21 protein-coding genes and 1 pseudogene are annotated in these 24,095 nt (G+C 40.0%); 7 read left to right on the forward strand and 15 right to left on the reverse strand.

Annotation, left to right across the window (positions count from 1 at the left end):
* The first annotated feature begins 65 nt into the window (after positions 1-65).
* From ACGE0T_RS10105 to ACGE0T_RS10115, 3 genes are read left to right on the forward strand one after another with little or no spacing between them, the layout of a single operon-like run.
* Positions 66-920: an alpha/beta fold hydrolase gene (locus ACGE0T_RS10105; RefSeq protein WP_459190333.1), complete on the forward strand. Its 855-nt coding sequence runs from the start codon at positions 66-68 to the stop codon at positions 918-920.
* On the forward strand, positions 917-1,387 hold the full coding sequence (locus tag ACGE0T_RS10110) for an RNA polymerase sigma factor (protein WP_459190334.1): 471 nt from the start codon (positions 917-919) through the stop codon (positions 1,385-1,387). Before ACGE0T_RS10105 ends, ACGE0T_RS10110 begins: the two co-directional genes overlap by 4 nt.
* The gene (locus ACGE0T_RS10115; protein WP_459190335.1) at positions 1,377-1,961 is read left to right on the forward strand and encodes a hypothetical protein; all 585 of its coding nucleotides are present in this window, start codon (positions 1,377-1,379) and stop codon (positions 1,959-1,961) included. Before ACGE0T_RS10110 ends, ACGE0T_RS10115 begins: the two co-directional genes overlap by 11 nt.
* An 85-nt stretch (positions 1,962-2,046) precedes the next feature.
* Here ACGE0T_RS10115 and ACGE0T_RS10120 read toward each other — a convergent pair whose 3' ends face one another.
* The 4 genes from ACGE0T_RS10120 to ACGE0T_RS10135 all read right to left on the reverse strand — a co-directional run bounded on the left by ACGE0T_RS10120 (position 2,047) and on the right by ACGE0T_RS10135 (position 4,256).
* On the reverse strand, positions 2,047-2,574 hold the full coding sequence (locus tag ACGE0T_RS10120) for a GNAT family N-acetyltransferase (RefSeq protein ID WP_459190336.1): 528 nt from the start codon (positions 2,572-2,574) through the stop codon (positions 2,047-2,049).
* A 28-nt stretch (positions 2,575-2,602) separates the two neighbouring features.
* Entirely contained in the window at positions 2,603-3,001 is a 399-nt protein-coding gene (locus ACGE0T_RS10125) for a VOC family protein (RefSeq protein ID WP_459190337.1), read from the reverse strand.
* A gap of 39 nt (positions 3,002-3,040) precedes the next feature.
* Positions 3,041-3,640 carry a type 1 glutamine amidotransferase family protein gene (locus ACGE0T_RS10130; protein WP_459190338.1) on the reverse strand — a complete coding sequence of 200 codons (600 nt, stop codon included), beginning with the start codon at positions 3,638-3,640 and terminating at the stop codon, positions 3,041-3,043.
* A 418-nt stretch (positions 3,641-4,058) separates the two neighbouring features.
* Positions 4,059-4,256, reverse strand: coding sequence for a hypothetical protein (locus ACGE0T_RS10135; RefSeq protein WP_459190339.1), 198 nt, complete (start codon positions 4,254-4,256; stop codon positions 4,059-4,061).
* A gap of 12 nt (positions 4,257-4,268) precedes the next feature.
* Between ACGE0T_RS10135 and ACGE0T_RS10140 the strand changes: the two genes are divergently transcribed.
* The gene (locus ACGE0T_RS10140; protein WP_459190340.1) at positions 4,269-4,607 is read left to right on the forward strand and encodes a CPBP family intramembrane glutamic endopeptidase; all 339 of its coding nucleotides are present in this window, start codon (positions 4,269-4,271) and stop codon (positions 4,605-4,607) included.
* Between the two features lie 151 nt (positions 4,608-4,758).
* Here ACGE0T_RS10140 and ACGE0T_RS10145 read toward each other — a convergent pair whose 3' ends face one another.
* From ACGE0T_RS10145 to ACGE0T_RS10160, 4 genes and pseudogenes are all read right to left on the reverse strand, one after another.
* Positions 4,759-6,603 carry a hypothetical protein gene (locus tag ACGE0T_RS10145; RefSeq protein ID WP_459190341.1) on the reverse strand — a complete coding sequence of 615 codons (1,845 nt, stop codon included), beginning with the start codon at positions 6,601-6,603 and terminating at the stop codon, positions 4,759-4,761.
* Between the two features lie 604 nt (positions 6,604-7,207).
* Complete coding sequence (locus tag ACGE0T_RS10150) at positions 7,208-7,627, reverse strand: DUF3788 domain-containing protein (RefSeq protein ID WP_459190342.1); 420 nt, start codon at positions 7,625-7,627, stop codon at positions 7,208-7,210.
* A gap of 20 nt (positions 7,628-7,647) precedes the next feature.
* Positions 7,648-8,064, reverse strand: a complete 417-nt coding sequence (locus ACGE0T_RS10155) for a GNAT family N-acetyltransferase (RefSeq protein WP_459190455.1) — start codon at positions 8,062-8,064, stop codon at positions 7,648-7,650.
* Positions 8,065-8,127: 63 nt separating this feature from the next.
* Positions 8,128-8,712, reverse strand: a pseudogene (locus ACGE0T_RS10160) (sugar O-acetyltransferase); the annotation flags it as partial.
* Between the two features lie 98 nt (positions 8,713-8,810).
* On the opposite strand from ACGE0T_RS10160, the gene ACGE0T_RS10165 reads away from it, so the two are divergent.
* Complete coding sequence (locus ACGE0T_RS10165) at positions 8,811-9,332, forward strand: methylated-DNA--[protein]-cysteine S-methyltransferase (RefSeq protein WP_459190343.1); 522 nt, start codon at positions 8,811-8,813, stop codon at positions 9,330-9,332.
* Positions 9,333-10,056: 724 nt separating this feature from the next.
* Here the strand turns inward: ACGE0T_RS10165 and ACGE0T_RS10170 are convergent.
* The gene (locus ACGE0T_RS10170; RefSeq protein WP_459190344.1) at positions 10,057-12,342 is read right to left on the reverse strand and encodes a GH92 family glycosyl hydrolase; all 2,286 of its coding nucleotides are present in this window, start codon (positions 12,340-12,342) and stop codon (positions 10,057-10,059) included.
* Positions 12,343-12,618: 276 nt separating this feature from the next.
* Here ACGE0T_RS10170 and eno point away from each other — a divergent pair, with 276 nt between their 5' ends.
* Positions 12,619-13,899 (forward strand): phosphopyruvate hydratase, encoded by a 1,281-nt coding sequence (gene eno, locus ACGE0T_RS10175; protein WP_459190345.1) that lies wholly within the window; start codon positions 12,619-12,621, stop codon positions 13,897-13,899.
* Between the two features lie 319 nt (positions 13,900-14,218).
* Here the strand turns inward: eno and fldA are convergent, their stop codons facing one another.
* Entirely contained in the window at positions 14,219-14,728 is a 510-nt protein-coding gene (gene fldA, locus ACGE0T_RS10180; RefSeq protein ID WP_459190346.1) for a flavodoxin FldA, read from the reverse strand.
* Positions 14,729-14,975: 247 nt separating this feature from the next.
* On the opposite strand from fldA, the gene ACGE0T_RS10185 reads away from it, so the two are divergent.
* On the forward strand, positions 14,976-16,010 hold the full coding sequence (locus ACGE0T_RS10185; RefSeq protein ID WP_459190347.1) for a TQO small subunit DoxD: 1,035 nt from the start codon (positions 14,976-14,978) through the stop codon (positions 16,008-16,010).
* 106 nt (positions 16,011-16,116) lie between these two features.
* On the opposite strand, the gene ACGE0T_RS10190 is transcribed toward ACGE0T_RS10185, so the two are convergent.
* The 5 genes from ACGE0T_RS10190 to ACGE0T_RS10210 form a co-directional block, all read right to left on the reverse strand.
* Positions 16,117-17,295: a glycoside hydrolase family 172 protein gene (locus tag ACGE0T_RS10190; protein WP_459190348.1), complete on the reverse strand. Its 1,179-nt coding sequence runs from the start codon at positions 17,293-17,295 to the stop codon at positions 16,117-16,119.
* A 195-nt stretch (positions 17,296-17,490) separates the two neighbouring features.
* Positions 17,491-18,771 (reverse strand): TolC family protein, encoded by a 1,281-nt coding sequence (locus ACGE0T_RS10195; RefSeq protein WP_459190349.1) that lies wholly within the window; start codon positions 18,769-18,771, stop codon positions 17,491-17,493.
* Position 18,772: 1 nt separating this feature from the next.
* The gene (locus tag ACGE0T_RS10200) at positions 18,773-21,817 is read right to left on the reverse strand and encodes an efflux RND transporter permease subunit (RefSeq protein WP_459190350.1); all 3,045 of its coding nucleotides are present in this window, start codon (positions 21,815-21,817) and stop codon (positions 18,773-18,775) included.
* Between the two features lie 11 nt (positions 21,818-21,828).
* Entirely contained in the window at positions 21,829-22,878 is a 1,050-nt protein-coding gene (locus ACGE0T_RS10205; RefSeq protein ID WP_459190351.1) for an efflux RND transporter periplasmic adaptor subunit, read from the reverse strand.
* 146 nt (positions 22,879-23,024) lie between these two features.
* Positions 23,025-24,023, reverse strand: a complete 999-nt coding sequence (locus ACGE0T_RS10210; RefSeq protein WP_459190352.1) for a DNA/RNA non-specific endonuclease — start codon at positions 24,021-24,023, stop codon at positions 23,025-23,027.
* Positions 24,024-24,095: the final 72 nt, after the last annotated feature.

Genomic DNA, 24,095 nt, shown 5'->3' on the forward strand with positions numbered 1-24,095 from the left:
AGTATGAGCCTAACTTTGTAACACTTTCTTAGGCTTTGTATCTAAAGGAGAAAAAGATAGAAGTTATGAGAATGATGTTCTTTAAATTAGGGTTGCTGTGGATATTGTTATTTCCTCTATTAGTTTCAATTAATGCACAGTCCTTTTCTGTGCGACGTATTGGTAATGGGGAACAAGCCGTTGTTCTGATTCCGGGATTTGCCTGTTCTGGCCAGGTATGGAACCAGACCGTTGATACCCTGCAAAGTGATTATTGTTGTTATGTTTTAACTATGCCTGGATTTTCCGGTGTTCCTCCCGAAGAAAATCCTTCCTTTAAGAATTGGGCAAAGAATATTATTGATTTTATTCATAAAGAAAACATTGAGAAACCTATACTGATAGGTCATAGTATGGGTGGTGGTTTAGCACTTTATATAGCATCGACTAATACAGATTTAGTGAAAAGCATTGTAGTTGTAGATGCACTTCCCTGTCTGGCAGCTATCTATAACCCCAATTTTCAAACTAAAAAGGTAACGGCTGACGAGTTTGCGGAAGCTGAAACCCGATTGCTTGAAATGGGCGATGAGCTGTTTAATAGGCAAGCCTATATTAGCGCAACATCCCTTACGACCGATTCGCTTCGATACGATGACCTTGTCAAATGGAGTCTATTGTCTGACAGGAAGACTTATGCAAAAATGTATTGTGACTATTCTAATGTGGATTTAAGGTCTGCCATTACGCACATTTCTGTCCCAACATTAGTCTTATTGGAACATCCTTTTAAGAGAATAGCTCCTATGGTAGAGCTGCAGTTTGGTAATTTGCCGACTTTGAGAATTGAATATGCGGAAAAAGGTTTACATTTCATCATGTTCGACGATTGGGAATGGTATATACACCAGTTAATTGACTTTTTAGATAAACAATCGTGAATTTCGAGCAGCTATATAAAATATATTGGGATAAAATCTTTAGACTATGTCTGGGCTATTTTAACGACTATGCTTTGGCTCAAGACTTGACACAAGATGTTTTTGTCCGTATTTGGCAATACCTTCCAACTTTTAAAGGCGAATCTTCTGTGGGAACATGGATTTTCCGTATTGCAACAAACATTTGTTTACGCCAAAGTGAGCGTCAAAAAAGCATTTCTCAAACTACTATCCCTTTTGGGACATTGGAAGAAGAATCCGTTGATAACTTCGTACAGATTCAAGCTTTATATAAAACCATAGCTGAGCTTCCTGAGATTGACCGTTTGATAATTTCGCTTTATCTTGAAGAAATGAAGCAATCAGAAATTTCACAAATTATTGGTATTTCAGAAACGAATGTACGTGTACGGATACATCGAATCAAATCAACGTTAGCAAAAAAAATAAAGAAAAATGAAGAATGACATAGATATAAAGTCCTTATGGGATGGTCAACAAATACCTGCTGCCAATTTATCTTCTATCCAGAAAAAAGTTAAATGCTTCAAGCTACGCAGGATAGGAGAAGCATTGACAATAGTTATCCTTATGATGTTGGTTATTGCCTTGGGACTGATTATTTGGATATGTTGGACTCCACAATTGGTTACTACCCAAATAGGCATTATTCTATTGACCATCGGCTTTGCACTGCCAATCCTATCATATAGCAGGCTGCTATATCTTTACTGTGGATTAAAAGATGATTGTCCCAGTACAGATTATATCAATAACCTTTTTGCTATAAAAAGACAAGAAAAAAGACAGCAACATATCGTTTTGACCCTGTACTTTTTACTCTTATCACTTGGATTCAGTCTTTATATTTATGAATATACCTTCTATTGCTCGTTTAATCTCGGAGTGATTTCATATGCGATTTTATTAGCATGGATTGCTTTGAACTGGTTTATATTCCGACCATATATGATAAAAAAGCGTAATCGTCAGTTAGCAGATTTTATGAAATATATTGAAAGGCAGAAAGAACTATTATAATAAATATAATGTCGAATAAGGTCTTTGCTATTACAAGATAATGTACAAATAACAAAGTACAACCAAATATAAGAAGCGGACAGTGTCATAAAATAATCTTTCTATAATCCCCATCCTTTTTCTTGTTGAATCCATTGCTCAACAGCGCCTTTACAGAGAAAATGTTTTCTTCGGAAGGGTCTGCCGAGATTTCACGTCCGCCCAATGCAACGACTTTTTCTTCTAATAGCCGGATAATGATTTTACCGACACCCTTATTCAGATACTCTGCTTCGCCAATTAGGTAGCCTATTTCAAAGGTGTGGTTCTTCTCCGCTATATTGCCATATAAACTTTCAAAATCGTGTCCCTCTTCCTCCAAATCTTTCAGGAAAAAGCAATCGGCATAAAGGCAATATCCGATTTTTCTATCATTATAGTAAACAATGAAGTGCGTCAAGAAATCGTACTTACCGTCTTTGTTTGAAACTTCATCCAACCAAGCCTTCCGCTGTCCTTCTCCATCAGGACACAAACGTTTGTAAATATATTCTTTGTCTAGCCACTGCTCGAACAGGGGCATATCTTCGGGAAGCAAGGGTTTTAATTCTATGTCGCTTTTGTTTATTGGCATGAATTCCTTTCTATTCTTTTCTATCCTTTTATTCCATTGCCAGAGGAGTAAACAACTCAATCAGATTCTCTTCCGGGTCACGCAGATGCACGGTGCGCATCCCCCAGCCGGGCATGTCTGTTGGTTCGTTAATAAATTCGATACCATTGGATTTCAAAACCTTATAAGTCTCATCGACATTAGACACTTCAAATGATACCATCATTTTTTCTCTACAATTGGTCGGCTGACTTTTATCCACATTACCAACAACAGGCGCCATAAGGTCAGACGTAAATATCGCCAAACCTTCGATACCTTCGGCTACTTTAAAACTTCCATAGCAGCCTTCAATATTGAAAACAGCTTCTAAACCAAGTTTTTCGGTATAAAACTTGAAACACTTTTCATAGTCTTTGACTAATAATCTTACATTGCTTAATTTCATGATTGTATGTATTGTGGGTAATTGAGTATATCTATAGTATTACTTTGGCGAAAGCCCATTTTTGTAATACAGGTAACTCTCTTCTATTATTTCAGGGGTATCTGCTTCTAAAACATAGAGCACTTCACGACAAAACTCTAATGGAGAAGTGCCGTTAGCGGTAACAACATTGCCATCTCTTACAACTTGCTCGTTGATGTAATTAGCTTCGCCCGTATATTTCTCTCCTGCATATTGTTTCAGATAATCCAGTCCATTGCTTGTATGCTTCACATTATTAAGAATGCCATGCGCTCCGAGAAATACCGAAGCGTTACATATTCCGGCAACCAATTTATTGTCCTCAATTGCTTTCTCAACAAGCGGAACAATTTGTGCTGCTTCGGGCGAGAACCAATGCATACCGCCAATCAATACCAGTCCGGCATGGTCTGTCGGCATATCATTCAAATCGTAGTCGGGCAATACTTTGAATCCTCCTATCGACATGATAGGGTCTTTCGTTACAGACATCGTCTTTACTGTGTAGTTGACCGGGCTTCCCGGCTTTACTCCTATATTCAGACAGGTAGCGATATAAGCACCTTCCCAATCGGCAAACTCGTTTAAGAGTATGAAAATTACTTCTTTCTTGCTCATATTATCTCTGCTCTTGTTTTTAGATGTGCCCGCAAAGTTAATAATTAAATTTTCAATTGTTCGATTGATTTTGGAGGAGTTATTCTTGTGTGGATAGTCGTCGGGCAAGTTTTCTCTAACGTAATTTGCACATAAACAAATGCATATTATCAGACTATTTATATATCTTCGTATTATAAAAACTGCCATTTAGGAAACAGTGGTTTTGGAATTTGGTGTTTCTTAATCGTTTTAGGATACCGGAGCCACCACCTATAAAAAGAAGCTACCAAACATAGCGACAAATTAACATGAAGCATAAGTTAGCAAACAAATAACTTAGCAGAATAACAAACAATAGGATGAAAATAAAACCTTTGAAATTGCTTCCATCAACAATGATATTCATTTCAGCAGCCGTACTTTTATGGATAATGACTCATCTGTGCATCCCATTCCTTTCTGAAATTACAGGATTGGAACCGATTCTCTTTTGGTTTATCTGCGGAGGATTTGGGGTATTCATTCCTCTCATCATTGCAGGTGCTATAATGCTTCGCAAAGAGGGATGCAAGTTCACGAAAGATACTTTTGTGGAACGGTTACGATGCAAACTCTTATTCCAGATTTCAGCCATACCCCGTCATTTATGTCCTTGGCACCACTGTCATCGGGAAGATATTGGCTGTTACTCGTATGGTTGCCATATTGGTTGCTCAATATCGGAGGTGAAGAGTTCTTTTGGCGTGGAGTGCTGTTGCCCCGTCAAGAGATCGCTTTCGGAAACAAAGCGTGGGTTTTGCATGGAACCTGTTGGGCTATTTTTCATCTCGCGTTTGGCAGGCAACTGCTCATGATGTTGTTGCCATTATTATATATAGAGTCTTATGTAGTTCAAAAAACACAGAACACTTGGACTGGAGTGTTTTTGCACGGAGTAATCAACGGACCGAGTTTTATCGCAATAGCATTGGGAGTAATCCCGTAGTTTTCTATTTACACAATCTATTGAAAACTCCCCTCGGCTATTCACTTAGCCAAAGGGAGCTTATAGTGTTTAAATGAAAACAGGTTGTGATATAAGCAAGCCACTCATTGCTCTCGAAAAATATATTGTATTATCAATACATTTATACACTTTACTTTTTAACATAAATAGAGTGTGCCTGTGCAACATTTTCTCCATTGGTTAAAGAATACAACTCAGATCCATTTTTCCACACTTTGGCAACATTAGATTCATATCCTGCTACATACACATTGCTGCCGGAAATTGAAACAGACAGTGCTTCCGCATTTTGCTCCCCATTGGTCAAAGCATATAGTTCTTTCCCGTTTTTCCACACTTTAGCAATATTTTTTGAAGAAGAGCTCCGTTCATATCCAGTAACATATACATCACTACCGGAAAGATAGACAGACTTGGCTTGTGCATGTTGATCTCCATTCGTTAAAGCATATAACTCAACCTCGTTTTTCCACACTTTAGCTACACTTTTGGAACCATTATATTCATACCCTGCCACATACACATCACTACCGGAGACTGAAATAGACAGAGCTTCTGCTTCTTGTTCTCCATTGGTTAGAGCATATAACTCTTTATCGTTTTTCCATACTTTGGCAACTGTTTTCCAAGAAGGAGTATTTTCATACCCTGCTACATATACATCACCACCGGAGACTGAAACAGACATAGCTTTTGAAATATGTTCTCCATCGGTCAAAGGATATAACTCTTCCCCGTTTTTCCATACTTTGGCTATACTTCTAGCGCCACTTAACTCCTCTCCTACTGCATACACATCACTACCAGAGACTGAAACAGACCTGGCTTGTGCTTCTCTTGCTCCACTGGTTAAGTCTTGTGCTACTTCGTTTTTCCACACTTTGGCTACATAAGAGAAAGAAGAACCCCGTTCAGACCCTGCAACATACACATCACTACCCGAAACTAAAAGACAATATGCATTTCCCACTCGTTCTCCATTGGTTAAAGTATACAGCACTTTATCGTTTTTCCACACTTTAGCAACATTTATACCAGAAGAGTTCTGTTCACTTCCAGCAACATAAATGGTTTCAGTTTCCGGCTCCGGCAGTTCAATTTCAAGTATTTCGTTATGTCTTTTATCTGCTTTCAGTAATGGCATTGTCCTCTCAAAAGAAAAGGTTTGTTCTACTCCATTATTATCAAGAACAACAGATATTTTCACATCGCCTGCGGCTTCTGTAGGAAATGCCGACATGGCAACAGTTAAGCTATCTGATGAAAAAATTAGTTCATTATTAGCAAAAGACAATGCCATACTATTCCCGGCATCTGCCTGGTCTGTCAAGATGTTGTCGTAGATATTATACGATTTTTTATTTATTAAGCTGGCCCCTGAAATCTGGATACTTTTGAGTTTAATTCCTTCTTTATATTCTTTAAGTTTTAAATTAAACTGCAAAAGTGCACAAAGGCGAGACATGGAAAAATCAATATTTTCGGCACCAGCGGCTTTTTGTCCAACCGCTCTCATAAACATAGAGTTACTAAGATAAGAAAAACCGTTGATTGTTCCTGTTTGACTTGCCAGGTTTAATGGTAGAACAGTGCCTGTTGTGGCATTGAAAGTATAGTCTGAACGATTAGGGTATAGAACATAATACATTTCATCAACACTTTCTGTTATGTTTCCTGAGAATATTGCTTTATTTGCAGGTTTTGTCGTTTCGTTTCCTAACTTTCCCAGATATCCTTGTGTAGCGGATTCGTATTTACCAAACACAGCCACGCTGTCTCCGGGAGTCCATACTACAGATATAAGCGCCCCATCAACTGGATTTATATCCACTTTCGTTACTTCACCTTGTGATATATTGGCTGTAACAGATATTTTTTCCCTATCGTCATTGTTTTTATCTGCATCATCTTTATGACAAGAGTTAGTTAGCAGCATTCCTAATAATACTGCCATAGATAGAAATAATTTCTTCATTTTGTTTTTCTGTTTTTTTAATTGATTCTTATAAGTAATATCCCTGCAATCAAGGTTTTTTCATAGGCAACCTTAGCCTTCTGGTCTTTTTCCATTGGTCTCATAAAAACACTATTTAGTAATTTAGTTATATAATAATCAACTCAAATCTCTGAACGAGTAAGAAAATCATAGATATTAAGAGCACAAAAGTAATTCTATATTTCAATATAAAAGATTTATTCTGCTTTATTAATAAATAAGTTATCAGCTTAATTTTCTGTTTATAGAACACATTATATCACTTTATATTTTGATTTTTAAATCTTGTAGATTGATTATATATTCTTCTTTCATATTATTTATGCATAACACAAAGTACATTAATTAACACATTAAGTAATCTGAAATACTATGATTTTTAATTCGTTCCTTATATATCCATCGAGATTATATACGTTGATAATCAATATGAATAATCTAATTCGTAATTGGGTAAGTTTAGATTAAGAATAATATACAAATAAAAGAACAAAACCACTCCATCTTCACAGGTTAAGCGGAACAATTGAATAGTAAGTTCCATAAGGCCCATTTATAAAGCTTTTTCCATTTACCCATTGATTTACGTTCTATTAGGCTTCCTCTTAATCAACAAAAGCCGCTCCATATCATTAAATAAACTTGTATCTTTCAATTCAAACATTATCCACTTGCCATCATGGTAAGTCGTCGCATTATCATATACAGTCCGTACTTCTTCTGAAAAAGACTCCCGTTCACTCTCAAACTTTGCACGTTCATCTTTTCCCAATATAACCATAAATCCAAAAACATTTTCTTTTGCATACAAGGCACAAAGTGTTTTCCCGCCTCTACGGTATTTGTATTCATAAGTCCATGCTTTTCCTCCGGGATTCCAGAGCTGCTCCATTTCATATTTTTGCTCGATAAGTTGGCAGAGCGACATCCATACCTCAAAAAGCGTTGTACCGATTAAGCTCTCCAAGACTTCAGGAGTTGGTAGTTGAAATGATTGTTTCATATTCTCTTTGTTATTCTTATTCATAAAACTTTCCTCATCCAATAATTTGTCAGGCATAATTTATTTGCTCTCCGTTTTTGTTCTTTTTCCACGCTGTAGCCTTTTCTCTCAAAAAAAGGCTTTGCAGTGATACTGACTTCGGATGTGATTACTTCCATATGATGTTCAATGGCATATTTTTCTACTTTAGACAAGAGAAAACCGGCAACGCCTTTCCGTTGATAATCCTTGTGCACAAACATAGAGTGCAAATATCCATCTTTCCGAATAGAGCTAAAACCTATTATTTCGTTGCCATTATTTAATGCTACAATAAAATATAAATTGGTTATCAAATCCGTCAAATGGGAGATATCGTCGCCACATGAAGCCCAATCTTCTATTTCTTCCGGTGTATAATCTGCTATATTGACCGTACGTAAAGTGGCCTTATACATTTCTTTCAATTCAGAGATATCATCCAAAGTAGCCTCCCTGAATTTATAATCTCTATCCACTGATAGTTTACGAATCACCCTACATGGATTCCCAACTGCCACACTATTGGCAGGTACGGACTTTGTAACAACGCTCCCCGCTCCTATCACGCAGTTATCTCCTATGGTAACACCCGGTAAGACAATCGCGCCTCCGCCTATCCACACATTATCTCCTATGGTTATTGGCAATGCTTTTGTACGGAAGAAAAGGTCGCCGGACTGTTCATCCCAATCTTCAACAAACCGTTCGGCAGCATCTATCGGATGAGTGGCAGTATATAGCTGTACATTGGGCGCAATCAATACATTGTTTCCGATTGTAATATGGTTATCATCCAAAAATGTACAGTTCATGTTGATGATCACTTTATCTCCCATAAAAATATGCTTGCCACATCCACAATGGAAATTTGCACCAACACTCACATATTTACCTACCCGACCAAATATCTGATGCAGCAGCGCCGTTCTCGATTCCCCATCCGGAGTATCAACCGCATTAAGTTTTGCAAGCAGTTGCCTGTTGCGTACAATTATTTCCTGAACCTCCTCATCAAGACGGTTGCAGTATTCGCCGGAAAGGAATCTTTGATAGTTTGTCTTCATATAAATCTTTTTACTCTTTCACAAATATACAAAAGTTCGCTTATATTTGTGAGAAAATATAGACAGGCGAACTATCTATAAATCAAAAATAAAGATACATGGAAGAAATGATTCAGATACAATATTACCAATCCCCCTGTGGAGAGTTGATTCTTGGTTCCTATAAAGGAAAACTTTGTCTATGCGACTGGCAGAATGAAGAACGTAGAAGGCTGATAGACGAAAGGATCCAAAAAGGATTGCAAGCACAGTATATCGAGAAAGAATCCGAAACAATAGCAGATACCATTACTCAACTGGACGAATATTTCAACCACAAAAGAAAGACATTCGATATACCCCTGCTTTTTATCGGAACAGATTTCCAGAAATCAGTATGGGATGAGTTATTACACATTCCTTATGGCACAACCGTTTCATATGCCGGGCTCTCAGAACGGTTAGGCAATCCCAAAGCCATACGGGCTGTAGCTGCGGCTAACGGGGCAAATGCTATTTCCATCATTGTTCCATGCCATCGGGTGATTGGAAGCAATCAGAAACTAACCGGATATGCAGGCGGACTTCCAGCCAAGAAGCTCTTACTCGAACTGGAGTCGCCTATGCAATCACTCCTATAAACACATCTCCTTTTTTATCAAAGTGTCAAAATGACAAAGTTCCCTCTTCCTGCGTTGTCTGTATGCACGATATCCGGGAATGATTACAAATACGCTGCTCTCACGAAGTTTAGCTTTGTCAGTTTGTTGACACAGATGGCATAATGTTTACTAATAGATAAAGAGGCGGATATTATTTATCAGACGCGAATGACGCGGACAAACGCGGATTAAGAAACAAATAATATGTATTAATCCGCGTTTTCCGCGTCATTCGCGTCTAATCATATTTACACATTATACAGGTAATAATAATCCTTTTGACATTTGCATTTGATCTAATATTAGTACTATTACAGAACTGAATCTCCACCCAAGAGTATCAAAAACAAAGCATATATGGTTTAAATTCGAAACATATATGCTTTGAAATCAAAACATACATGTTTTATACGCGCGGATAGTTATATTTTAGTGCGCGGACAGTTGGATTTAGTTGCAGAGATGGTTGGAAATATCCGCGAAATAAGTGGAAATAGGTGCCGGATTGTATGGAAAAAGCTCCTTTTTAGAGCTAAAAAGGAGCCAGATTCCTCCAGAAAGGCCTTTTCTAAAATATACCGAGTTAGCATAAAAAGGATTATTTCATAAATATGTCATTATATAAAGCAAATGGGTAACTTTTTGTAAAAAGCAAAAAAGACTGCCTAAATAGTAGGCAGTCTCATATTCTTATCTTTCTTTTTTAATCTGCTAAAGAGAATGAGTAAGGAGCATCTTGTTCCGTAATACCACGATTTACATTCGGAGTATTGCTCATCTGATATTGGATTTTAGCTCCATTCATCAGTTGTTCGTGTGTCAGATAGTTGCGGGTATAATTCTTTCCGTTTACCTTCATTGTATTTACATAACGGTTTTCAAAGCTATTGTTCGGAGCTTGGATTGTAACCACCTTTCCATTTTCCATATGTAGCTTCATAGACTTAAAGAGCGGAGTACCCAATACATACTGGTCTGTTCCCGGACATACCGTATAAAAACCTAAAGCAGAGAATACATACCAAGCAGAAGTCTGTCCGTTATCTTCATCGCCACAATAGCCGTCCGGCTCTGCCGTATACAGCTTGTTCATAATCTCACGAGTCCAGTATTGCGCTTTCCAGGGCTGACCTGAGTAGTTATACAGATAGACCATATGCTGGATAGGCTGGTTTCCATGAGCATACTGCCCCATGTTCATAACCTGCATTTCACGCATTTCGTGAATCATACCACGGCTTTCCATTCCTAAGCGGCTCGGCATAATAAATACAGAATCCATCATCGTATTGAATCCGGACTTTCCTCCCATCAAATCGATTAAGCCCTGCGGATCATGGAATACACAGAAACTCCAATGCCAGCTGTTGCCTTCACAGAAATCGCGGCTCCAATCGGTTCCTTTGAAATCAGGATTGAATACGCCTTTGTCACTCTTGCCTACCATCAACTTGCGTGCCGGGTCATATACGTTCTTATAGTTGGATGCACGCTGTTTATAGATGCCAATCTCACTTTCCGGCTTGCCTAACAGTTTGCCTAATGTATAAATAGTCCAGTCATTATAGGCATATTCCAGTGTGCGGGCTACGTTCTGACCGATACCGATATTGTTCGGCACGTATCCGAAACGATTATATTCTTCGAAAGCCACACGGCCGGAAGCTGTTCTCGGCAGATGTGCATTGGCATCATGTTTCAAGGCATCCCAAAGCGCTTCGATATCATAACCTCTCAGTCCTTTTACATAAGCATCGGCAACAACAGAAGCAGAGTTATTTCCAACCATACAATCCCGGTGTCCCGGACTTGCCCATTCCGGTAAGAATCCGCTTTCCTTATAGGCATTCACCAAACCTTCCTGCATCTTCTGGTTCATGGACGGATACATTAGGTTCAGGAATGGGAACAGACAACGGAATGTATCCCAGAAACCAGTATCGGTAAACATATATCCGGGTAAAACTTCACCGTTATACGGGCTATAGTGCATCACCTGTCCCTGTGCATCGATTTCATAAAAACTTCTGGGGAATAACAGTGAGCGATAAAGGCAAGAGTAGAATGTACGTATGTTATCGATGTTGTCATCTTCCACTTCAATCTTTCCTAATTCGCGGTTCCAGACTTCACGGCCTTTTTCTTTTAACTGGTCGAAACTGTTATCTCCTATTTCACGTAAATTCAGTTCCGCCTGTCCCTGGCTGATAAAAGAGGAAGCAACTTGTGCATGCACTACCTCTCCCGCTTTCGTACTGAAGCCGATGATAGCACCGGCATGGTTGGTCTGGATTTCTTTCTCATCCAATACGATTGCGTTGTTTTTTACGATGGAAGTAAAAGTAAACGGCTTATCGAACTTGATTACGAAATAGTTTTTGAAATTTCTCGGCACACCTCCAGAGTTTCGGGTGGAGTAACCGATAATCTTGTTTTCTTCCGGGATTACCTTTACATACGAACCTCTGTCGAATGCGTCGACAACAATGTAAGCCTTGTTTGTTTCCGGGAAAGTAAACCGGAACATGGCAGCACGTTCGGTAGGCACCAGCTCTGTCGTTACATCATGATCGGCCAAATAAACTTTATAATAATAAGGCTGTGCCACTTCCGATTTATGAGAGAACCAGCTGGCACGTTTGTTCTCGTCGAAAACCAGCCCTTCGGTAACCGGCATAATTGAAAACTGACCGTAGTCGTTCATCCACGGACTCGGTTGGTGAGTCTGCTTAAATCCTCTGATTTTGTCTGCATCATAACGGTATGTCCAACCATTTCCCATTTCTCCGGTCTGGGGAGTCCAGAAGTTCATACCCCAGGGCAAAGCGGTTGCCGGATAGGTATTACCGGTTGAAAGTTCATACTTGGACTGGGTTCCCACCAAGGTACTTACATAGTCTACCGGATTCTTTACCGCATAACTTTGCAGGCTAATGACAGCCGCACCTAATAAAGCAATTAGTTTTTTCTTCTTTAAGAATGTTCTCATGATAATTATAGAATGTTATTGTATAATATTCCAATTTGTAGCAGCAGAGTCCCCCAATCATGATTGGCATCACTTGGCATATAACACGTTATCAAAAGAAAAGAGAATTCCACATACTTTTACAGCTGCAAATGTAGTACTTTCACAGGAAACTGCAAGACAAATTTTCGTCCACTCCCCATAAATAGGTATCCCGGTACAACATAATCCCTATTCATGGTGATTTTACAGGTTCAGAATGCTTTATACATTTGCAACAATTTAAATAACAAACAAATGAAAATAGAAAAGATTATAGGACGTGAAATCCTTGACTCAAGGGGTAATCCGACAGTAGAAGTAGACGTATTATTGGAATCCGGCGTAATGGGAAGAGCATCTGTTCCGTCAGGCGCTTCAACAGGAGAACATGAAGCTCTGGAATTGCGTGATGGCGATAAGAATCGCTACGGAGGAAAAGGTGTACAAAAAGCTGTTGAAAATATCAATACGGTAATAGCTCCGGCTCTTACCGGTATGTCATCCCTTGAACAGCGCCGTATCGACCATACCATGCTGAAACTGGATGAAACAAAGACCAAATCCAATCTTGGAGCCAATGCCATTTTGGGAGTTTCACTTGCAGTTGCAAAGGCTGCGGCAAATTATCTGGATATCCCTTTATATCGCTATATCGGCGGCACAAATACGTATGTGATGCCTGTTCCTATGATGAATATCATTAATGGAGGCTCACACAGCGATGCTCCGATTGCTTTTCAGGAATTTATGATTCGCCCGGTTGGTGCATCTTCTTTCCGTGAAGGATTACGTATGGGAGCTGAAGTATTCCATGCATTGAAAAAAGTATTGAAAGACCGTGGACTGAGTACTGCCGTTGGTGATGAAGGAGGTTTCGCTCCGAATCTGGAAGGGACGGAAGATGCTTTAAATTCCATTATTGCTGCAATTAAAGCTGCAGGTTACACACCGGGAAAGGATGTTATGATCGGTATGGACTGCGCTTCTTCCGAATTTTATGTGGATGGCATTTACGACTATACCAAATTTGAAGGGGCAAAAGGCGTTAAACGAACTGCCGACGAACAAATCGATTATCTGGAAAAACTAATCAACGAATATCCTATTGATTCTATTGAAGATGGTATGAGTGAGAACGATTGGGAAGGCTGGAAGAAGTTGACAGCACGTATCGGCAAACGTTGCCAATTGGTAGGCGACGATTTGTTTGTTACCAATGTTGAATTCCTGTCCAAAGGGATTAGAGAAGATTGTGCAAACTCCATCCTGATTAAGGTAAACCAAATCGGTTCATTAACAGAAACACTGGATGCTATCGAAATGGCACATCGCCATGGTTATACCAGCGTTACATCCCATCGCTCAGGTGAAACGGAAGATGCTACAATCGCAGACATTGCCGTTGCAACCAACAGCGGACAGATAAAGACCGGTTCATTGAGCCGCTCCGACCGTATGGCCAAATATAACCAACTGCTTCGTATTGAAGAAGAACTTGGCGAATTGGCAGTGTACGGATACAAACGAATTAAATAATCTGATATCAATCATAATCGCTAATTTTTAAGGTACAACGAAAAAGGCTTCTCTGTGAAGAGAGGCCTTTTATTTATATTATATAGTCGTATTTAGTACCAATCTTTCCAAGAGAATAAATAAAAAAATCCGGATGAAGTTCTCCTCCCAAGTCTGGATGAAACTATCATCCAACTCTGGAGAAGAGGCATCTACAGCGTGGATAAACTATTCATCCTCTATTGTAGATACCCTTCACCCGGATCCCCCTTTCTCCCTACCTTTTCTTAATAACCTTCAATTAACTTTTTAATCGTAACAACATCTAACACTTCGTAGGTTAAAGGTTTCCTTCTTTCTTCAATGTATCAATCCACGAATCTATACGGGCGGGAGTCTGGTCATCTTCATTCATCTCATCCAGAGGCAGACCTACAAATTTACCATCTATACAAGCGGTCGAATCATCAAATGTATATCCGGACAGATCGACCGAACCTATAAATTTAGCATCCGTTCCTTGTAAATCAGTATAGATAGTACCAAGGGCATTACAGAACGTATCGCTAAAAGAGGAAGAGTCGCCACAGCCAAAAAGGGCTATTGTTTTATCCGACAAATCCAGCTTTTTCATTTTAGGAAGAAAATCATCCCAATCATCCTGAAGGTCTCCCGCTCCCCAGGTTGAACTACCTAATAACAGGACTTCATAAGGAGCTAAATCTGTCAAGGATGATTGTGCCACATCATGCACTGCTGTTGCATCAAGCCCCAGTTTTTCCGCAATTTGCTTTGCAATACTTTCAGTTGTCCCGTTGGACGAACCATAAAAGATTCCTATCGTTTTCATTCTTAATTTGTTTTTAGTTTAATAACGGGAGCAAATGTCATATAATCCGCCTCACAAGGCAATACCTACAATAGTGTATTTTATCTGTTACCAATACCTGTTTGAAGGGATACCCTGAATTTCAAAGCAGAGCTGAAGGATGGCTTTATATTCTAAAAGATGTTATATTTATAACATTTCCATATCTCAAAACTGTTACTAAAATGAATAGCATATAACTCTACACACAAATTTAAATTCAAGGGATATGACAACACTTAAAGAACAAAATCAATTAAACGCCTATACTTTCGCTGGCATCTTTACATTAGCATTACGACTTGTTGTTGGTTGGACTTATTTTTCCGCATTCTGGCGGAGACTGATTCTTGAAAACAAATTAATACCGGATACTGCCGGTTACATAGGGGAAAAGTTCAATCATTTTCTTCCTAATTCAATCGGTATCCGTCCGCTTATTGAATATCTGGTTTCAACACCGGATGTATTATGGTGGGCAATGGTTGTTTTCACTCTTATTGAAGGTATCGTCGGGTTACTCTTTATATTAGGATTCTTCACCCGCTTAATGAGCCTCGGAGTTTTAGGACTGGCTACCGGCATCCTGTTGGGTTCGGGATGGCTTGGGACAACCTGTCTCGACGAATGGCAAATCGGGATTTTGGGTATTGCGGCAGGATTTACGATTTTCCTTTCCGGAGGAGGTAAATACTCGCTCGATTATGTCTTTGAGAAAAAGTATGCTTTGAACCGGAAAATAAAATGGTTAAGTTGGTTTACTTCCGGTACATTGCCCGCCACTACCCAACTGATAAGCCGGATAGCTATAGCGGGAGCCATTGTGATTTCAGTATTGACTTTATACACGAATCAGGAATTTCATAATGGTGTATGGGGACCTCTTCATAACAAATCGGTGAAACCTAAAATTGAAATCTCCAATGCTCGGTTGAATAACCAGGCATTGTCGTTCGATGTATTCAGGGTCGAAGGTGCCGATGTCTACGGTTCATTCCTTATCGGTATCACACTAAAAGACTCTTCCGGCAAGACTATCCTTGAAAAGAATGCGGAAGAATTGGCAAACTTCCCGGTACAGGACATTCATAATTATTACGTAGCAAAAGTCGCTCCCGGCAAACACAGCTTAATAATACCTTTGGGAAGCAAAGCAACCCTTACATTAAATGATACGATTATAGCTAATTTGCCAAAAGGCAAGTACGAAGTCGTGCTAACCGATATCAGCGGATTGACCTGGAATAAAGAAATTGCTTATTAAGACAGATAATTTCGATTTCTATAAACAAATAAGTCCCTGCTTGCATGATACGGGCAGGGACTTATTTATTAAAAACGGCTATTCAAACAACAGCCTGCTTATATATTTACCATCTTGGAATTTCCAAATCATCTTTGCTTGGCAATGCAGGAAACTTTGCATGTGGCTCTGTCTGATACCAGAACGATGTAGACGAAATATCCGATTTCTGATTATTATATCGTCCGTCATGACGCCAACCTAAATCCTGAATCGTCACTTTCAAATCTTTATCAAAGCGAACCGGGTCCAATACATGCCAGCGATACAGACCAAAGGCCGTTACTGCCCGATATAAACCGTCCGGACGGATTACCTGATGCATACCTGCGTATGGAGTAGTAAACTCCTGATATTGGTGAGTCTTCTGATTCTCAAAGTTATAAGAACCGCAGAAATAATCTTCCGTACCTGTTCCACAGATTGTAGGATATTCTTTATCTCCATCCATAAAGAATTTGATTTCACCTTCACCCCACCAGCAATTGTCATTCACACGCCAAGCCAGATAAGTTCCCACATATTGTCCTTTTCCTTTAATACCATCTACCAAAGTATGTTCCGAACCGACTGTCGGATTTGAACGACGGAATTGTGCATGGAAATATCCTTCATCCTCCGGCACTTCTGTCAACGTATAGTTGATTTGATAATAAAGGCGCATCTCTTCATTCGTATTTATATTCTCTAACGTAATCCGTGCTTTCTTGCGGAATGGCATTTTCCAATAGCAGTTAAACGCGCTTCCGGGGTTTACACATACGGCAAGAGATGAAAGTTGTACATATTCATTATAAGCACTGGCAAAAAAATCTCCTACCGGACATTCAACGGACGGTTCTTTCTCGTCATCCCAATACATACGCAGGATAGAAAAACGCCAGTTACCGGTCGGGGTCATCCAGATTTGCTGAATAGCACCGGGACCTTCTATTTCCGCAATCGTAATTGTCTCGCCCGGCTTCACGATGATGAAAGGATTTACCTTCCAACCTTTTCCTAAATCTTTAGCAGCTCCCCAAGAGTTTGCTTTGTTACGGACATCTTTATCCTTTACCGGATCGGCCATTCCTCCTTTTCCTTTTTCTCCTGTATAATTCTCCGGACTGATTGAACGGGTTTTCGCATTGGATAAACGGGAAAGCGTTCCCATATTCATATCCAGCCCGTTGAAAGGATAATTTTGCGCACTAGTCCAACTACTTAAACAAAGAAAAGAAATTAATAAAACACTTAGTTTTTTCATATTTACTACATTTTTAAAGATAGATATTACAAATATCATATTTTATACCATCTTTTCCTATAAAATAGAGTCTTTTTGCAAAACATATATGCTTTGAAGATAAAAAACAAAAACTGTATGGAAGCAATAAAAAAGACGAATGATGTTAAATCCACCATTCGTCTTTTCTACAGATTCAGAAATATATAATATCTTTTATTTCATGTACCGCAATCCAACCACTTTATTATACTGGGCCATTGATGCCTTCTGCTGATACCAAGTTTGTATCAGGCTACTGTAAGACTGTATCCATGATAACTGAGCTGACAGAACATCCAGAATAGGCAGTTTACCTTCGTTGTAGCTGAATGTATTCAGTTCAAGGTTTTCTTCTGCTATCTTGCAAGCCTCTTCTGCTACATTAATTTGCTTAGTATTTTCTGTGAGGCTTGTCCAGGCATTGGCAACTTCCTTTGAAATCTGATCGCGGGTATCATCCAACGCATATTCCTTACTGCGAAGAAGGGCTTTTTGGGAATTTACTTCCTTGAAACGAGCTCCCCAATGGAACAAAGGTATTTTCAGAGAGGCAAAGACTGCCGGAGTCCATAATTGGTCGGAACCTTTCATATTCAACATAGGCGTACCCCATGAGCCCTGAAAACCTACTGCCAGAGATGGATTGTATTTCGCCTTGGAAAGATTAATCTGACGTTTTTGATATTCAATATTCAACTGGGAAATCATGAAATCCGGACGGTTTTGTACTGCAGCCTCTTCACCAATACGGGCAGGCAGAGGTTGTACCTTTGTAATGTTTTCAGAAAGTTCTACCGGAGTCATCGGAGGAATTCCCATTAAAACATTCAGGTTTTGCAGAGCAATTTGATAGTCTTTGTAAGCTGAACTCTTATTCAGCTCCGCCTCTTTTAAACGGGATTCCACCTGTAGCAAGTCAGTTTTACTGATCTGCCCGTCGTTGAAACGGATAGTCAGGACATCGGCTAGTTGCTTTACAATATCCACATATTGGCACATCACATCATACATACCTTTACGGGCTGCGGCAGACCAGTAATTCATATCTGCGGCGTAGATTATATTATCGGTAGTCAGCTCTTCCGCCTTATTGGCGATCTGTCCCTGTATCTGGGCGGCTTTATAGTTATTATAAATCTGTCCGCCGGCATAGATAGGCTGATTCAATGTAGCTCCCAGGCTATAGGTATTATGATCCATTTCATAGCCCGGCATCAATTCATACTTATTAATACGGTACTGGTAACTGCCGGAAAAGTCGATAGCCGGGAAGAAAGCGGTCTTTGCAGCTTTAATAGCCTCCTGCATGGCAACACGTTCTTCCGCACTCTGTTTTATCTGGCGACTATATTCAAGTACCTTTTGTTTGTAGTCGGCAGCCGTAAGAGGTCCTTCCTGCGCATTCGCAGAAAGGGCAGCAAACAACATACAACCTATAATGATTTTATTTCTCATATTATTCGGATTTAATCTTAAAGAATATACAATAAGTAACCGGAAGAACGAAAATGGTCAGAATGGTGGAAACCAGCAAACCTCCCATAATCGTGGCTGCCATACCGGCAAACATCGCATCTCCCAACAACGGCAACATACCAAGAATTGTAGTTCCGGACGCCATCGTAACCGGTACAATACGTGTCTTTGTCGCTTCAATAACAGCAGCTATCGGAGCAAGGCCGCTGTCCATCTGCAAACCGATTTCATCCACCAGCACAATCGCATTCTTGATATTCATACCGATCAGACCTAACAGGCCTAACATGGCAAAGAAGTCGAGAGACTTGCCGAATACCAACAAACCGAGTACCACACCGATAAATATCAACGGAAGCATTGCCATAATCAACACCGGTTTCCGGTAATATTTCGGGAAGAGGAATAACAAGGTGACATAAATCAAACCGAACATCAGAGGGATGTTGGCTGCAATTGCACTGTTACCTTTATCCTGTTCGGACTGCTCACCAAAATATTTCAACTTGTATCCTTCCGGAACATCCACCTGATTCTGAACATCAGTCCATAAAGTACTGAAGGCAGCCATCGTGTTGGCTCCACGCTTCGGTTCACACTGCATCATCATATAACGCTGGCGGTTGAAACGCTTTATCACGCTATATTCATAACCCAGAGAGAAATCGTCGATTACCTGTTCCACTTTCACAGAACGTCCTTTTGCACTATAAACAGGCAAGGTCTTAATATCGTTCAGGTTGATGGAATCCTTATCGGCATCCTTCATCAAAATAGGCATAAAGACATCACCTTCACGGTATTCACCCAAAGGAACACCGTTTGTAGCAGAGCGGAGGGAGTAAGCAACCTGCTGGCGGGTAATACCTAAGCGTAAACCTTTTTCCTGTGAATATAAAGGTTTCCATACCGGAACCTTATTTCCCCAGCTACCACGCACCTCCATCACATTTTCATAATCACGGGCTATTTGCTTTGCTTTTTCGGTAAGTATCGCCAATGTATCTATATTATCACCAACAAATCCGATTTCTATTGCTGCATCAGGTACAGGAGACAGAGCGAACAAAGCCGAACGGGTTAATATATCCGGATAGTTTGCCACCATGTAATTATAGAATTTCTCCTCTTCTGCCTTTGCATCTTCCGCATTGACTGTCTCGATCAGGACATTTGCAAAGTTCGGCTTCGGTCCAACGGATGAACTTGCCAGATAATAACGGACAGGAGATCCTCCCAAAGTGAATGAGAAAGATTTGATATTCTTATTTGATTTCAGATAATCTTCTTCAATCTTTACAACATTCCGTTCCACATCATCTATACCGTATCCTTCCGGGAATATCAGGTCGGCACGGAAATAAGGCTTGTTCATAATCGGGAAGAAACTCTGTGGCATGATACCCATAATAAACAAGGATAAGAATAATGTAGCCACAACAGACATAAGCGTTACATACCTGCGCTTAATCAAACGCGCCAGTACACTTTCAAACTTATGATAAAGTTTCGTATCATACGGGTCTTTCGATTCGCCCGGTTTTGCTTCTTTCAGAATAAAATTACCAAATGTGGTAGTCTGGGTTAATGCCAATATCCAGCTTAATCCCAAAGATACAGCAAGCACGATAAACAGAGGTTTCACAATCTCCGCTACAGATGCCGGTGCCAGATACATAGGCAGGAATGAACATACGGCGATAAATGTCGCCCCTAGCAAAGCCCATTGAGGCTTGATTGCACCGTCTATCAAGGCCTGATAACGGGGTAACCCGCGCTTGATTCCCACCTGGGCATTATCAGTCACCACAATCGCATTATCTACCAACATACCCATTGCAATAATGAAGGCTGCCAGAGAAGTTCGGTTCAATCCGACTCCCCAGATTAGCATAATGAGCAACGTACCACCTACCGAGAACAACAGGGAACTACCAACCAGCATACCGGCACGTGAGCCCATCACCAGGAAGATAATAACAATTACAATCAATAGAGACTCTATCAGGTTCAGGATAAATCCGTTGTTAGCTTCATCCGCAATCTGGTTTTCCGGATAGATGGTTTTCAAATCCATGCCAACCGGGAAGAGTTGTTCCATCTCTTTCAGATGGTCGGCAACAGCATTACCTACAGCAACTACGTCATCTTTAGCCCCCGTAGCGACACCGATGCCGATAGCCCGTTTCCCATCCACACGCATCAGGTTAGACGGAGGATCCATATAGCCTCTTTCTATGGTTGCAATATCTCCCAAACGAACCTCACCGCCACTCTTTGTAACGATTAGCTGGTCGCGGATATCATCGATGCTTTTATAGGTTCCTTCAGCATTTATTCTTAATTGGTATGTTCCGGTCATTAATTCCCCAGTATTTACCAATAGGTTCTGTGTTTGCAATACCTGCTGAATAGCATTCGGGTCTACCCCCAGATTAGCCAGTTTAGGCACTGAAATAAAGACATTGACCACCTGGGTTTGTTCTCCGAAGAGATAAACTTTCTGTACACCAGGCACAGGAGACAGCTCTGTCTTAATCTTCTGTGCCCAATCGCGCATATCATCGTAAGTGAAACCTTCATCGGCTGTCAGGGCGTAATAAATACCAAACACGTCACCGAAGTCGTCACTCACATTAATAGCAGAAGCTCCACTCGGGAGGCGAGGTTGTATATTGGCCACCTTACGACGAAGTTCATCCCACTTAACCGGCATATAATCCGGTGCCAGAGTCGGTTGCAACTCGATTGATATCTTAGACATACCGAAATACGATTCCGACTTGATCTGATAAACATCAGACATGGATTGTATTTCGCGTTCAATCGGTTCCGTAATCAGTTTCTCTACCTCCAAAGGAGTTGCTCCCGGGTACTGCGTAACCAATACTGCCTGTTTGATTACAAAGGGAGAGTCTTCCTTTTTAGGCAATTTGAAGAAAGAATATATACCTCCTATCAGCAGCACTGCGAGGAAGAAATATATCACCTTCTTATTCTCTAAGGAATATTTTGGAATATTCATTACTTATCGGCTTAATCGGTTAATACTTTTACTTGCTGACCGTCTTCCATACGGGTAGCTCCGGCAGAAACAACCTGATCACCCACTTGCACACCGCTGGTAATTACCACGCTGTTTTTACCAAGCAATTCATCTACCGCAACCTGGCGACGTTCCACCTTCTGTGTCTGTTTATTATATACGAATACATATTTTGCATTGTCCGTATCACTGGCTACAATCGCTGAAATCGGAGCTAATACAGCACCTTCATTAAAACTTTTCGTTTCTATGTTCAAGTAGATGCGACAAGAGAAACCGACTGCCACTTTATATTTATTCAAGTTGAACTCAGGATCGTCTATATACAAAAATACAGGAACACCCGAACCATCAGGAGAAGCTTCTACATAATCCTTAACTTTTGCTTTGAACTTCTTTCCTTTATAGGTATCAAACTCTATATAAATGGAATAAGGAGAGTTAAAATAAGTAAGGTTTGTTTCAGGCATTGTAAACTGTACCTGCAGTTTATTCGGGTTTATCAAACATACGATACCTTGACCAGCCTGTACTTTCTGATAGTTTTCCACATATTTCTTTTGAATGAAACCATCAAACGGAGCACGCAGTTTAGTCTGTTCCAATTGGTTTTGGGCATATTCAAATGCAGCCTTTGCATTGGAAAAAGAGGCTTCGGTCGATTCATATTCCTGTTTGGAAATAGCCTGCTTAGATAAAAGCTTCGTCGCACGTTGCAAAGCGGCATCCGCCGACTGGTAAGACGCTTTCTTTGCCTCATACTCCCATTTAAAATCCTGGGGATCTATTTCAGCTACCACTTGTCCTGTACGAACTTTTTGTCCCTCGTCTACCAACAGTGAAATCAGAGGTCCGGACATCTTAAACGCCAGGTCACTGAACTGGTCCGGCGATACAACGCCGCTAAACGACTTTTCCACAACATTCAAAGCAGTGACTTCTGCCAACTTTACCGGACGGGGACCTTGTTCCTTCACCGGTGGCTGACCACAAGAAACTAATGCTGCCAATACAAAAACGGGGATTAATTTACCACTCATGATAACTTGCATTTAGTTATTTAATTATTATTGTTTGTTTGCAAAAATATTATATAGTTCTATTAGGAATACAACATTTTTTTAAAAACTATTGTTCGGATTTGTTTTATTCCTTTCAATTTTCAAAATAATCCGGAAAACACGATTCAAAAAGACCAGGCATTTAAGTCTACCGTGGCTTCCATCTCCTTTTCCTGTTCGGAAGGTAAAGAGGGGAAAAAGTTTATACCTGTCACTTTTTCTACGCTATCGATAGGTATAACCATCTTCTTCAAAGACGTATTTTTATAATCTTTATTATCAAAGAGAAATCCCGCACCCTTATATTTTCCATTGGAATAATAACAAAGAACTTTATAAAAAGATTTGGGTATCCCTACCCTGTTTTTCCCCAGACGTTTCATATCATCGGAGATAACCGGGCCAGTCACAATCCACAAAGGGCTATAATCAATTGCCCACAAACGGCTTTGTTCTTCCAAATCTTTCCAGATACCGCGGTTTAACCCTGGACTCTGAGGACAGATATTGCTGAAATAAAAAGACTCGCGCATCGCCTTTGCCGACCATTTCATATCACCAGCCGGTGCCAGATGACCGCGATCATAGCCCGTACGGGTATAATCTTCATTCGTTGCAGTCGCCCCTTTTACCATCGGATCCGGTACGAATTTATTTGAACGTGCGTTCTTTTTACTTTTAGCCTCTTGTGCCGTCAGTTCATAAGCGACCCAGTTTGCAATGCAATAATCCGAATTATAAGATACGGTATAGCCTTCATGCTTAATAACCTGTTCCCTGCGCTTCACGATCAATTCAGGTATCTCTGCATTAGCGGGAACCTTAAATGTTTTTGTCGAACTTGAAACGGGAGATTTGGATTGCACAGCTTTCTTTTCAAAAGCCTTTGGAGCCACTTTGGTACGTTCTGCTTTCTGTACCGTTTGCTCTTTCTTTTCCTTCTGAACATGCTCTCCGGATTGCTTACCTGCAACCGGATAAAAATAATTGTATACAAATAGTAATCCGATAAAACATAAAACCACGAAAAAGGCACCGATAAATATCTTCTTTACTGTCGAGAGAAAAGAGGATGAATTCTTAGTCCTTTTTCGTGATTTACCCCTACCTTTTCTTTTTGCCATATTTTAAACTAATTCCAATGGCGCAAAAGTAGGCATTGTTACTATTTTTTACAATATCCTAAAAGTTAATGT

This window comes from Parabacteroides sp. APC149_11_2_Y6 (assembly GCF_054506995.1).

What these genes read in the sequence shown, in the direction of transcription:
- ACGE0T_RS10105 (WP_459190333.1), top strand. Translation starts at nt 66, where the DNA reads ATGAGAATGATGTTCTTTAAATTAGGGTTGCTGTGGATATTGTTATTT.
- ACGE0T_RS10115 (WP_459190335.1), top strand. Translation starts at nt 1,377, where the DNA reads ATGAAGAATGACATAGATATAAAGTCCTTATGGGATGGTCAACAAATA.
- ACGE0T_RS10120 (WP_459190336.1), bottom strand. Translation starts at nt 2,574, where the DNA reads ATGCCAATAAACAAAAGCGACATAGAATTAAAACCCTTGCTTCCCGAA.
- ACGE0T_RS10125 (WP_459190337.1), bottom strand. Translation starts at nt 3,001, where the DNA reads ATGAAATTAAGCAATGTAAGATTATTAGTCAAAGACTATGAAAAGTGT.
- ACGE0T_RS10130 (WP_459190338.1), bottom strand. Translation starts at nt 3,640, where the DNA reads ATGAGCAAGAAAGAAGTAATTTTCATACTCTTAAACGAGTTTGCCGAT.
- ACGE0T_RS10135 (WP_459190339.1), bottom strand. Translation starts at nt 4,256, where the DNA reads ATGGCTGAAATCTGGAATAAGAGTTTGCATCGTAACCGTTCCACAAAA.
- ACGE0T_RS10140 (WP_459190340.1), top strand. Translation starts at nt 4,269, where the DNA reads ATGTCCTTGGCACCACTGTCATCGGGAAGATATTGGCTGTTACTCGTA.
- ACGE0T_RS10145 (WP_459190341.1), bottom strand. Translation starts at nt 6,603, where the DNA reads ATGAAGAAATTATTTCTATCTATGGCAGTATTATTAGGAATGCTGCTA.
- ACGE0T_RS10150 (WP_459190342.1), bottom strand. Translation starts at nt 7,627, where the DNA reads ATGAAACAATCATTTCAACTACCAACTCCTGAAGTCTTGGAGAGCTTA.
- ACGE0T_RS10155 (WP_459190455.1), bottom strand. Translation starts at nt 8,064, where the DNA reads ATGTATAAGGCCACTTTACGTACGGTCAATATAGCAGATTATACACCG.
- ACGE0T_RS10165 (WP_459190343.1), top strand. Translation starts at nt 8,811, where the DNA reads ATGGAAGAAATGATTCAGATACAATATTACCAATCCCCCTGTGGAGAG.
- ACGE0T_RS10170 (WP_459190344.1), bottom strand. Translation starts at nt 12,342, where the DNA reads ATGAGAACATTCTTAAAGAAGAAAAAACTAATTGCTTTATTAGGTGCG.
- eno (WP_459190345.1), top strand. Translation starts at nt 12,619, where the DNA reads ATGAAAATAGAAAAGATTATAGGACGTGAAATCCTTGACTCAAGGGGT.
- fldA (WP_459190346.1), bottom strand. Translation starts at nt 14,728, where the DNA reads ATGAAAACGATAGGAATCTTTTATGGTTCGTCCAACGGGACAACTGAA.
- ACGE0T_RS10185 (WP_459190347.1), top strand. Translation starts at nt 14,976, where the DNA reads ATGACAACACTTAAAGAACAAAATCAATTAAACGCCTATACTTTCGCT.
- ACGE0T_RS10190 (WP_459190348.1), bottom strand. Translation starts at nt 17,295, where the DNA reads ATGAAAAAACTAAGTGTTTTATTAATTTCTTTTCTTTGTTTAAGTAGT.
- ACGE0T_RS10195 (WP_459190349.1), bottom strand. Translation starts at nt 18,771, where the DNA reads ATGAGAAATAAAATCATTATAGGTTGTATGTTGTTTGCTGCCCTTTCT.
- ACGE0T_RS10200 (WP_459190350.1), bottom strand. Translation starts at nt 21,817, where the DNA reads ATGAATATTCCAAAATATTCCTTAGAGAATAAGAAGGTGATATATTTC.
- ACGE0T_RS10205 (WP_459190351.1), bottom strand. Translation starts at nt 22,878, where the DNA reads ATGAGTGGTAAATTAATCCCCGTTTTTGTATTGGCAGCATTAGTTTCT.
- ACGE0T_RS10210 (WP_459190352.1), bottom strand. Translation starts at nt 24,023, where the DNA reads ATGGCAAAAAGAAAAGGTAGGGGTAAATCACGAAAAAGGACTAAGAAT.